Raw genomic sequence first — 12,163 nt, forward strand, 5'->3', positions numbered from 1 at the left:
GTCAGTGGCGGGCGCCGGGCCGGCCGAGCCCGCCCTCGATGAGGGCGAACAGCTCGTCGGCGCCGGCCTGGTCGATGCGGTCGCGGACCCCGCCGGGCACGGGCGAGCCCTGTTCCGATGGTGGTGGCGCGCCGAACCCGGCGAGCAGGTCGCGCAGGCGCTGGGCGAGTTCCTCGCGGGCGCCGTCTCCGGCGGGAACGGCCGCGAGCGCCTGCTCCAGCCGCGTGATCCCGGACAGCGCCGCCTCGCCCGCGTTCCCCGCGACCTGCCCGAGCAGGTGGTCGGTGAGCGCGTCGGCGGTGGGGAAGTCGAACACCACCGTCGAGGACAGGCGGAGCCCGGTGACCGTCCGCAGCCGGTTGCGCAGCTGCACGGCGGTCAGCGAATCCAGGCCGAGATCCTTGAACGCCCGGTCGCCGGCCGTGAGGCTGCCGGTGCCGGTGTGCCCGAGCACGGTCGCCAGCTCGTCGCGGACCAGCGCCGTCGCCAGCTCCCGCTGCCGCTCCGGGCCGGCGCGCCGGACGCGGTCCGCCCACGACTCGGCGGCCGGCTCCGGTGCGGAGCTCGTGCCGAGCGGGCGCGGGGCCCGGACCAGGTCGCGGAACAGCGGCGGCAGCTCGTCGAGCCGGTCGCGCAGCGCGGCGAGGTCGAGCCGCGCCGGCACGGCCAGCGCGTCCGGCTGCCGCAGCGCCAGGTCGAACAGGGCCAGACCGTCCTCATCGGACAGGGGCACGACGCCGCCGCGGCGCAGCCTCGCCCGGTCCTGCCCGGTCAGGTCGCCGGTCATCGCGCCGGTGCCGGCCCACAGTCCCCAGGCGAGCGAGACCGCGGGCAGGCCCGCCGCGCGGCGCCGGGCGGCCAGCGCGTCGAGGAACGTGTTGGCCGCGGCGTAGTTGCCCTGGCCGGGGTTCCCGGTCACCCCGGCGGCGGAGGAGAACAGCACGAACGCGTCGAGGTCCGTCCCGGCGGTCAGCTCGTGCAGGTGCCAGGCCGCGTCGGCCTTGGGGCGCAGCACCTTCGCGAGCTGGTCCTCGGTCAGCGACGTGACCACGGCGTCGTCGAGGACCCCGGCGGCGTGCACCACCGCGGTCAGCGGGTGCCCGGCCGGGACGCCGTCCAGGACGCGGGCGAGCGCGTCGCGGTCGGCCGCGTCGCACGCGACGACCGTGGCCTCGGCTCCGGCTTCGGCCAGCCGCGAAACCAGCTCCGCCGCTCCCGGCGCGTCCGGGCCGCTCCGGCTGAGCAGCAGCAGGTGCCGCACCCCGTGCTCGGTGACCAGGTGCCGGGCGACGAGGGAACCGAGCGCCCCCGTGGCGCCGGTGACCAGCACCGTGCCCTCGGGCCGCAGCGGCCGCGGCAGCGTGAGCACCACCTTGCCGGTGTGCCGGCCCCCGCTGAGGAACCGGAACGCGGCGGGCGCGTGCCGGACGTCCGCGGCGGTCGTGCGCACCGGCCGCAGGACACCGGTCTCGAAGAGCGGGCCCAGTTCCGCCAGCAGCTCCCGCAGCCGGTCCGGCCCGGCCGCCATGAGCTCGAACGCCTGGTACCGCACGCCCTCGTGCGCGGCCGCGACGGTTTCCGCGTCCCGCACGTCGGTCTTGCCCATCTCCACGAACCGCCCGCCGCGCGGCAGCAGCCGCAGCGACGCGTCGACGAACTCCCCGGCGAGCGAGTCGAGCACGACGTCCACGCCCTCGCCGCCGGTCGCGGCCAGGAACGCGGCCTCGAACCCGAGGTCACGCGAAGAGGCCACGTGGTCCTCCGGCAGGCCGAGACCGCGCAGGACGCCGTGCTTGCCGGGGCTCGCGGTGGCGTAGACCTCGGCGCCGAAGTGCCGCGCCACCTGCACGGCCGCCAGGCCGACCCCGCCCGCGGCCGCGTGGATCAGCACCCGCTCGCCCGCCCGCAGCCCGGCCAGCTCCTTCAGCGCGTAGCACGCGGTCAGGAACACCACCGGCACCGACGCCGCGGTCGCGAAGGACCACTCCTCGGGCATGCGGGTGACCAGGCGGGCGTCGGCCACCGCCAGCGGCCCGAAGCCGCCCGCGAACAGCCCGGCCACCCGGTCGCCGGGGGCGAGGCCCGCCACGCCGGGGCCGACCTCGGTGACCACCCCGGCGCCCTCCAGGCCGAGCTCCCCGGCCTCGCCGGGGTAGAGGTCGAGCGCGTTGAGCACGTCGCGGAAGTTCAGCCCGGCCGCCCGCACCGCGATCCGGACCTGACCGGGTGCCAGCGGTCCGTCCGCGCCGGAGGGGACCAGCTCCAGGTTCTCCAGGGCGCCCTTCGCCCGCGTCGCCAGCCGCCAGACGTCCGTACCCGCGGGCACGGGCAGCGCGTCCTGCCCGGTCACCCGGACGAGCCGGGCCGCGCGGACCTCGCCGCGGCGGATCGCCAGCTGCGGTTCCCCGGCCCGCAGCGCCGCGCCGAAGCCGGCTTCGCTGTTGTCGGTGTCGACCAGCGCGAACCGGCCCGGTGCCTCGGACTGGGCCGAGCGCACCAGCCCCCACACGGCGGCCTGCGCCGGGTCGGGCCCGCCGTCGAGGGGATGGGCCGCGACCGCGCCCCGCGTGCGGAACACCAGCGTCGTGTCCGCCCGGTCGTCGGCCAGCCGGTCGCGCAGGCGCTCCAGGACGTGCCGGGTGAGGGCGTGGGTGCGGGCGGGGACGTCCAGGTCCGCGCCGAACGCCGAGACGTCCTCGACCTCGAACCCACCGTCCTCAATGGACTCGGAGGACTCGGTGGACAGCGTCGTCCAGTGGAGGCGGTGGAGGGCGTCGGAGACGAGGGGCCCGCCGCCGGGCAGCGGGCGGACGACGAGGGAGTCCACCGTGGCCACCGGCGCCCCGGCCGCGTCCACAACGGACAGTGCGACGGCGTCCTCGCCCCGGCGGGTCAGCCGGACCCGCAGGACGCCCGCCCCGGCGGCGTGCGCCACGACGCCCTGCCATGTGAAGGGCAGCCGCACCCCGGCCAGGTCCCCGGCGAGGCCGAGCGCGTGCAGGGCCGCGTCCAGCAGCGCCGGGTGGAGCACGTGGCCGTCGCCGGGCTCGACCCCCTCAGGGGCCGTGACCTCGGCGAACAGGTCGTCCCCGAGCCGCCAGGCCGCGCGCAGGCCGCGGAAGGCCGCGCCGTACTCCAGCCCGATCGCGGCCAACTCGTCGTGGAGCCCGTCGAGCGCGAGCGGCTCGGCGCCGTCGGGCGGCCAGGCGAGGGGATCAGGTGCCGCGGTGGCCAGCGGGGTGAGCGTGCCCGCCGCGTGCCGGGTCCAGCCGGTCTCGTCGCTGTCCGAATAGACCGACACCGCGCGGCGCCCGTCGTCGCCGGGCTCGCCGACGACCACCTGGATCGCGGCACCGTCCTTCTCCGGCAGGACCAGCGGCGTCTCCAGCGTCAGCTCCTCGACGCCCGCGCAGCCGGTCCGGTGGCCCGCCCACAGCGCCAGGTCCAGCAGCGCGGTGCCGGGCAGCAGCACGCGGCCGCGCACGACGTGGTCGGCGAGCCAGCCGCGCGCCGGGACCCGGCCGGAAAACACGGTTTCGCCCGTGCTCGCCACCGTGGTCGTCGCGGCCAGCAGCGGGTGCGCGGCCGGGGCGAGGCCCGCGGAGCGGACGTCGCGGGTGCGGCCCGCCCCCGGCTCCGCCCAGAACCGCTCGGCCTGGAACGCGTAGGTGGGCAGGGCGAGCGGGCGCGCCGGGTCGCCGGGCCAGTCCCGGTCCACCGGCCGCCCGCACAGCTCCAGCCGGCCCAGCGCGAGCAGGAACTCCGCCGGGCCGCCGTGGTCGCGGCGCAGGGTGCCGAGCACCGCGGCCGGCTCGGCGCCCGCCGCCTCGGCCGTGTCCTCGATGCCGGGCACGAGCACGGGGTGCGGGCTGACCTCCACGAACAGGTCGTGCCCGGCGTCCAGCAGCCGCCGGACCGCGTCCTCGAACCGCACCGTGCCGCGCAGGTTCTCGAACCAGTACCCGGCGTCGGCCCGCCCGGGCTCGCCGACATGACCATCCACAGTGGACAGAAACGGCACGGTGCCCTCCCGCGGGCGCACCTCCGCCAGCACTTCGGCGAGCCGGTCGCGCACGCGGTCCACGTGCGCGGAGTGCGAGGCGTAGTCCACGCGGATGCGCCGGTGCCGGATGCCGCCCGTGGCACAGCGCTCCGCCAGCGCGTCGAGATCACCGGGCGAACCGGAGACCACGACCGCCGACGGGCCGTTCACCGCCGCCACGGCCAGGTCGCCGGTCAGCAGCTCGCGCACCTCGGCCACGGGCCGGGCCACCGACAGCATGCCGCCGTGCCCGGCGAGGGTGTCGCGGATCACCTGGCTGCGCCGGGCCACCACGCGGGCGGCGTCGTCGAGCGAGAGCACGCCCGCCACGCACGCGGCCGCGATCTCGCCCTGCGAATGCCCGATCACCGCCGCCGGGACCACGCCCGCCGCCTCCCACAGCGCCGCGAGCGAGACGAGCACGGCGAACAGCACCGGCTGCACGACGTCGACCTCGTCCAGGGTGGGCGCTCCGTCGTCACCGCGCAGCACCGCGAACAGGTCCCAGCCGACGTAGTTGCTCAACGCGGTCGCGCACTCCGTCATCCGCTCGGCGAACACCGGACGCGTGTCCAGCAGATCCAGCGCCATCCCGGCCCACTGCGAGCCCTGCCCGGGAAAGACGAAGACCGGCGCCTGCCGGGCCGTCATGCGGCCCGCCACGAGGTTCGGCGCGCTGCCGCCGCGGGCGAGCGCGGTCAGCGCGCCGGTGAACTCCGCGGGCTCGCTGCCGACGAGCACCGCGCGGTGGTCGAACGCCGCCCGGCCGGCGAGCGCGTGGCCGATCTCGTACGGGCTCGCGTCCGGCGTCGCTGTGAGCAGGGTGCGAGCCTGGTCTCGCAGCGCTGCCTCGGTCCGGCCGCTGAGCACCCACGACACGGGACCGGCCGGCACCTCGGGCGGCTCGGGAGCCGCGGGTGCCTCTTCGACGATGAGGTGGGCGTTGGTGCCGCTCATGCCGAACGACGACACGCCGGCCCGGCGCGGGCGGCCGGTGCGCGGCCACGGCCGGGGCTCGTCGAGCAGGGCGACGGTGCCGTCCCAGTCGACGTGCGGGCTGGGCGGCTGCGAGCGCAGGGTCGGCGGCAGCTGTTCGTGGGCGAGCGCGAGCAGCATCTTGATCACGCCGCCGACGCCCGCGGCGGCCTGGGTGTGCCCGAGGTTCGACTTCAGCGAACCCAGCCACAGCGGCGACTCCGGCGCGTGCGCGGGCCCGTAGACCGCCTGCACCGCCTGGGCTTCGATCGGGTCGCCGAGCGGGGTGCCGGTGCCGTGCGCCTCCACGGCGTCCACTTCGGACGGATCGACCCCCGCCCCGGCGAGCGCGGCGCGGATCACCCGCTGCTGCGACGGGCCGTTCGGGGCGGTCAGGCCGTTCGAGGCGCCGTCCTGGTTCACCGCGGAACCCCGGATCACGCCGACGACGGGGTGCCCGTTGCGCCGCGCGTCGGACAGCCGCTCCAGCACCAGCACGGCCGAGCCCTCGCTCCAGTTCGTGCCGTCGGCCTCGGCCGAGAACGGTTTCGCCCGCCCGTCGGCGGCGAGCCCGCGCTGGCGGCTGAACTCGGTGAAGATCGTCGGGGTGGCCAGCACCGAAACGCCGCCCGCGAGCGCCAGCGTGCACTCGCCCTGCCGCAGCGCCTGCGCGGCGAGGTGGATCGCGACCAGCGACGACGAGCAGGCGGTGTCGACGCTGACCGCCGGTCCCTCCAGGCCGTAGGTGTAGGAGACGCGGCCGGACAGGATGCTGGCCGAGGTGCCGGTGAGGCGGTAGCCCTCGGTGTGCTCGACGGCGGCGTCCGCGACCGCCGCGTAGTCGGTGGAGCTGGTGCCGACGAACACGCCGGTCCGGCTGCCGCGCAGGGTGTCCGGCACGATCCCGGCGCGCTCCAGCGACTCCCACACCGTCTCGAGCAGCACGCGCTGCTGGGGGTCGGCGGCCCGAGCCTCGCGCGGGTTCATGCCGAAGAACTCCGCGTCGAACCGGTCGGCGTCGTGCAGGAACCCGCCGTGGCGGGTGTAGCTGGTGCCGGGGTGGTCCGGGTCCGGGTCGTAGAGCGCGTCGAGGTCCCAGCCGCGGTTGCCGGGGAACTCGGTGATCGCGTCGGTGCCGGTGGCGAGCAGCCGCCACAGGTCCTCGGGGGACCGGACCCCGCCGGGGAAGCGGCAGCCGATGCCGACGACCGCGATCGGCTCGTCCGCCGGGGCCGCGGTTGCGGCGGGCACCGGGTCCGCGGCCGGGGCCTCGGGCGCGAGCAGGTCCTCGACGAACCGGGCCAGCGCCTCGGGGGTGGGGTGGTCGAAGACCAGCGTGGACGGCAGCGTCAGCCCGGTCGCGGTGGCCAGCCGGTTGCGCAGCTCGATCGCGGTGAGCGAGTCGAAACCCAGTTCCACGAACGGCTTCCCGGACGGCAGGGTCTGCGGCGACTCGTAACCGAGCACGCCCGCGACCTCCTCCGCCACCAGGCCGAGCACCAGCTCGCGGCGCTCCGCCCCGTTCGCCGCCGCCAGGCGCGTGCTGCTCTTCCGCCGTCGTCGGTGCCGGGCGGGGGTGCGCACCAGTCCACGCAGGACGGACGGCAGGCTGTCGCGCGCGGCCAGTGCCTGCAGCGCCGGGACGTCCAGCGGGGCCGGCACCACGACCGCGCGGTGCGCGTCCAGCGCGGCGTCGAACAGGGCGAGGCCCTGGTCCGGGGTGATCGGCGCGACACCGGTCCGCGACAGCCGCGCGGCCGAGGCCTCGTCCAGGTCCGCCCCCATCCCGGCGCCCGTCCAGAGCCCCCAGTTGAGGGAGAGGGCGGGAAGTCCTTCGGTGTGGCGGTTTTGGGCGAGGGCGTTGAGGTGGTTGTTGGCGGCGGCGTAGGTGGTTTGGGCGGGGTTGCCGAGGGTGGCGGCGAGGGAGGAGAAGAGGATGAAGTGGTCGAGGTCGTGGTGCCGGGTGAGGGTGTGGAGGTGGTGCGCCGCGGTCGTCTTGGGGGCGAGGACCGTGGCGGTGGTCTCGGCGGTTTGGTCGGTCAGCAGGGCGTCGTGGCGGACTCCGGCGGTGTGGATGACGGCTCGGATGTCGAGGTTCTCGAGTGCGGCGATGAGGTCGTCGAGGTTGGTGAGGTCGCAGGCGCGGATGCGCACCTGCGCCCCGGCTTGGGTGAGTTCGTCGAGCAGTTCCGGGGCGCCGGGGGCGTCGAGGCCGCGCCGGTTGAGGAGAAGCAGGTCACGGACCCCGTGCGTCCGCACGAGGTGCGACGCCAGCGCCGCACCGAGGCCACCGGTGCCGCCGGTGATGACGTAGGTCCCGCCGGTGCTGTCGCGCAGCGCCCGCGGCACGGTCAGCGCGAGCTTGCCGACGTGCCGCGCCTCCCGGAAGAACCGGAACGCCTCGGGCGCCTCCCGGACGTCCCACGCGGTCACGGGGAGCCGGTGCAGCACCCCCGCCTCGAACAACCGCACGAGATCACGCAGCATCTCCTGGACCCGCTCCGGCGGCGCGTCGGCCTGGAGGTCGAACGCGCGGTACGCCACGCCTTCGTGCGCGGCGGCCACGTCACCGGCGTCGCGGAGGTCGGTCTTGCCCATCTCCAGGAAGTGGCCGCCGCGGGGCAGCAGCCGCAATGACGCGTCGACGAAGTCCCCGGCGAGGGAGTTCAGCACGACGTCCACGCCGCGCCCGCCGGTCACCTCCCGGAAGCGCTCCTCGAAGTCCAGGGTGCGCGAGGACGCGAGATGGTCCTCGGGCACGCCGAGCGCACGCAGCACCGGGACCTTCCCCGCGCTCGCCGTGCCGAACGTCTCGACGCCCCAGTGCCGGGCGAGCTGGAGCGCGGCCATCCCGACGCCGCCCGCCGCCGAGTGCACGAGCAGCGTCCGCCCGGCCTCGACCCCGGCGAGGTCCTTCAGCCCGTAGTAGGCCGTCAGGAACACCACGGGAACGACGGCGGCCTCGGCGAACGTCCAGCCCCGCGGGAGCCGCGTGACGAGCCGGTGGTCGGTGACCGCGACCGGGCCGGCCGCGCCGGGCACGAGCCCGAACACCCGGTCGCCGGCGGCCACCCCGGTGACCCCGGACCCGACCTCCAGCACCACCCCGGCCGCCTCGCCGCCGATGACGGCTTCCTCGCCGGGGTAGACGCCGAGCGCGATCAGGACGTCGCGGAAGTTCAGGCCGGCCGCCCGCACGCCGAGGCGGATCTGGTGCGGCAGCAGGGGTTCGTCCGATTCCGGCGCGGGGACGAACGCGAGGTTGTCCAGCGTGCCCTTCGCCGTGACCCCCAGCCGCCACGGCCCGGCCGGCACGGGCAGCGTCCGGCCGGCCGCGCCGAGCCGGCCCAGGCGGGCCAGGAGCACCTCGCCGCCCCGGACCGCGAGCTGCGGCTCACCGGTGGCGAGCGCGGCGGGAAGCGCGGTCTCGGCCTCCTCGCTGCCGTCGACGTCCACCAGCACGAGGCGGTCCGGGTGTTCGTGCTGCGCCGAGCGGACCACGCCCCACACGGCCGCACCCGAGAGCGACCGGAGGTGTTCTCCCGAACGGGCCTGGACGGCGTTTTCGGTGACGACGGCGAGCCGTCCGCCCTCGTTGCCGGCCAGCCAGGTCTTCAGCGTGTCCAGGATCGCGGTGGTGGCCTCGACGGGATCGTCCACCGGCTCCGGGCGGTGGATCTCGACCCCCTCGGCGGGCTGCGCCGGCAGGTCGGTGACGGGGAGCCAGTCGAGGGTGAACAGCGAGCCGGCGACGTTCGGGGCGAACTGCTCGGCGGCGACCTCGCGCACCCGCAGCTCGCCGACGGAGCCGACGGCGGTGCCGTCCACATCGGACAGGGCGATCGACAAGACGTCCTTGCCGGTACCGGTGATCTTGACGCGCAGGGTGGTGGCGCCGGGCTCGCCGACCGTCACGTCCTGCCACGAGAACGGCAGCCGCTGCGGTGCGTCCGGGGAGCTGCTCGCGGCGACGGCGTGCAACGCGGAGTCCAGCAGCGCCGGGTGGACGACGCAGTGGGCGGCATCGTCCACAAGGGACTCGGCCAGGGCGACTTCGGCGTAGACGTCGTCGCCGTCGCGCCAGGCCGCCTGGAGGCCGCGGAAGGCGGGACCGTAGTGGTAGCCCCGCGCTTCGAGGTCGTCGTAGTGCCCGTCGAGGTCGATCTCGGTGGCTCCGGCCGGTGGCCAGGCATCCGGCTGCCAGGTGCCGGGTGTCGCGTCGGGGGCCAGGGTTCCGGTGGCGTGACGGGTCCAGGGGCCGTCACCGGCCGCGGAGTGGATCGAGACGGGACGGCGCCCGCTGTCGCCGGGTTCGCCGACGGCGACCTGGATCCGGACCGGCTCGTCGATCCGGAGGGCGCGCTCCAGCGTCAGCTCCGCCACGCGGGGGCAGCCGGTCTCGGCGCCGGCGTGCAGGGCGAGGTCGAGGAGGGCGGTGCCGGGCAGGAGGGTGGCGCCGAGCACGGTGTGGTCGGCGAGCCAGGGGTGGGTGGCCGGGGAGAGGGTGCCGGTGAGGACGTGTTCGTCGGTGGTGGCGAGGCCGAGGGTGGTGTGCAGGAGGGGATGCGCGTGCCCGGTGGCGGCCTGGGGGACGGGGTGGAGCCAGTGGTCGCGGCGCTGGAAGGGGTAGGTGGGGGCGGGGTGGGCCGCGGTGCGCGGGATGAGGTGGCGGGGTTTGCCGGTGCCGCGCGTCCAGAGGGTGGCGGCGGCGGTCTGGAGGTGTTCGGTGGTGTCGGTGTTGCGGCGCAGGAGGCTGTGGGTGGCGAGGCCGGTGTGGTCGAGCAACGGGGTGAGGGCGGGGTGCGGGCCGATTTCGACGACGTCGGTGACGCCCAGCTTGGCCATGGTGGTGATGCCGTCGGCGAAGCGGACGGTGCCGCGGAGGTGGTCGACCCAGTGCTGGGGGTCGGTGAGGGTGGTGGCGACGTCGCCGGTGAGGTTGGTGATGACCGGGATCCGGGGTTCGTAGTAGGTCAGCTCCCGCGCGACCTTCGCGAACTGGTCGAGGATCGGGTCGAGGTGGGCGGAGTGGAAGGCGTGTGACACCCGCAGTCGTTTGCCTTGCAGCGCTTCGATGTCCGCCACATCGCCGGAGACAACCACGGAGGTGGGGGTGTTGACGGCGGCGATGGACAGGCCCGGGGTGAGCAATTCGCGGGCTTGGTCTTCGGTCATGTCGAGCGTGGTCATGGCGCCGGGCGTGGTGACCGAGTCCATCAGCCGCGCCCGGGCCGTGACCAGCCAGACCGCGTCGTCCTCGTCCAGGACACCGGCGAGGTGGGCGGCCGTGATCTCGCCGAGGGAGTGTCCGATGAGGACTTCGGGTTGCAGGTCCAGCAACCGGTACAAGGCGACTTCGAGCGTGAACAACGCAGGCTGCGTGTACCGGGTGTGGTTCACCAGGTCCGGAGTGGTGAACATCGCTTCCCGCAGGTCCCGGCCGAATTTCGCGCACAGCCGGTCGATGGTTTCGGCGAAGATCGGGTAGGTGTCGTAGAGGGTTTTGCCCATGCCGGTCCATTGGGAGCCCTGGCCGGTGAACATCATGCCCAGTCGCACGTTCCCGGCGTGTTGGACGGGCAGGGCTGTGCCGCCGATGATGGCGGAGCGGTAGGGGAATTCGGTGCGTCCGTAGGCGAAGGTGGAGGCGACGTCGTCGCGGTCGCGGAGCCGGTCGAGTTGGTGTTCGACGGCTTCGGGGGTGGTGGCCGAGACGAGCACCGGTGCTGGGCTGGTGGGTTCGGCAGGGTCGGGTGCCGGGGGTTGTTCGAGGATCAGGTGGGCGTTGGTGCCGGAGATCCCGAAGGAGGAAATTCCGGCTCGCCGGGTGTCCGAGTCCCATGGTCGTGCTTGGGTGAGCAGGGCGACGGTGTCGTCCCAGTCGACGTGGCTCGACCGCACCCCGGCGTGCAGGGTGGCGGGCAGTACTCCGTGGCGCATGGCGAGGAGCATCTTGATGACGCCGCCGACCCCGGCGGCGGCCTGGGTGTGACCCACGTTCGACTTCAGCGATCCCAGCCACACCGGCGACTCCGCCCGGCGTGCGGCCCCGTAGACCGCTTGCAGGGCCTGGGCTTCGATCGGGTCGCCGAGCCGGGTCCCGGTGCCGTGCGCCTCCACGACGTCCACATCGGACGGTCCGAGGCCGGCGTCCGCGAGGGCGGCGCGGATGACCCGCTGCTGGGACGGGCCGTTGGGCACCGACAACTGGCTCGTCGTGCCGTCCTGGTTGACGGCGGTGCCGCGGACGAGACCGAGCACGGTGTGCCCGTTGCGCTGGGCGTCGGACAGCCGTTCCAGCACGAGCATGCCCGCGCCCTCGCTCCAGCCGGTGCCGTCGGCGCTGTCGCCGAAGGCCTTGCAGCGGCCGTCGGAGGCGAGGCCGCGCTGGCGGGAGAACTCGATGAACGTGTTCGGCGTGGCCATCACCGTCACCCCACCGGCCACCGCCAGGTCGCACTCGCCACCCCGCAACGCCTGTCCTGCGAGGTGCATCGCCACCAGCGACGACGAACACGCCGTGTCCACGCTCACCGCGGGACCCTCGAAGCCGAAGGTGTAGGCCACCCGCCCGGACGCCACGCTGCCGGCGCTGCCCGTGCCGAGGTAACCCTCGAACGACGGCGGCATCGGCTGCAGGCGCGAGGCGTAGTCGTTGTACATGACGCCGGTGAAGACGCCGGTCCGGCTGCCCTTCAGCGTCGACGGCACGATTCCGCCGTACTCCAGCGCTTCCCAGGTGGTCTCCAGCAGCAGCCGCTGTTGCGGATCCATCGCCAGCGCTTCACGCGGGCTGATCCCGAAGAACTCCGCGTCGAAACCCGCCGCGTCGTGCAGGAACCCCCCGAACCGCGACGTCACCGTCCCCGCGTGAGAAGGATCCGGGTCGAACAGGTGCTCCAGGTCCCAGCCGCGGTTCACCGGGAACTCGCTGATCGCGTCCACCCCGCCGGCCACCACCCGCCACAGGTCCTCCGGCGAGCGGACTCCACCCGGATACCGGCAGCCCATGCCCACGACGGCGATCGGTTCGTGCTTCGCCGACTCCGCGTCCTGCAGCTGCTTGCGCGTCCGGGCGAGGTCGTTGGTGACACGTTTGAGGTAGTCGCGGAGCTTGTCCTCGGTGGCGGCCATGCGGCGTCAGCC

General features: G+C 75.0%; 1 protein-coding gene. It reads right to left on the bottom strand.

The features are described from left to right. Position 1: 1 nt before the first annotated feature. The gene (locus VA596_RS12485) at positions 2-12,151 is read right to left on the bottom strand and encodes an SDR family NAD(P)-dependent oxidoreductase (RefSeq protein WP_323326424.1); all 12,150 of its coding nucleotides are present in this window, start codon (positions 12,149-12,151) and stop codon (positions 2-4) included. Positions 12,152-12,163 lie beyond the last annotated feature (12 nt).

Origin of the sequence: Amycolatopsis heterodermiae, from assembly GCF_034929455.1 — a bacterium.
Classification (GTDB): domain Bacteria; phylum Actinomycetota; class Actinomycetes; order Mycobacteriales; family Pseudonocardiaceae; genus Amycolatopsis; species Amycolatopsis heterodermiae.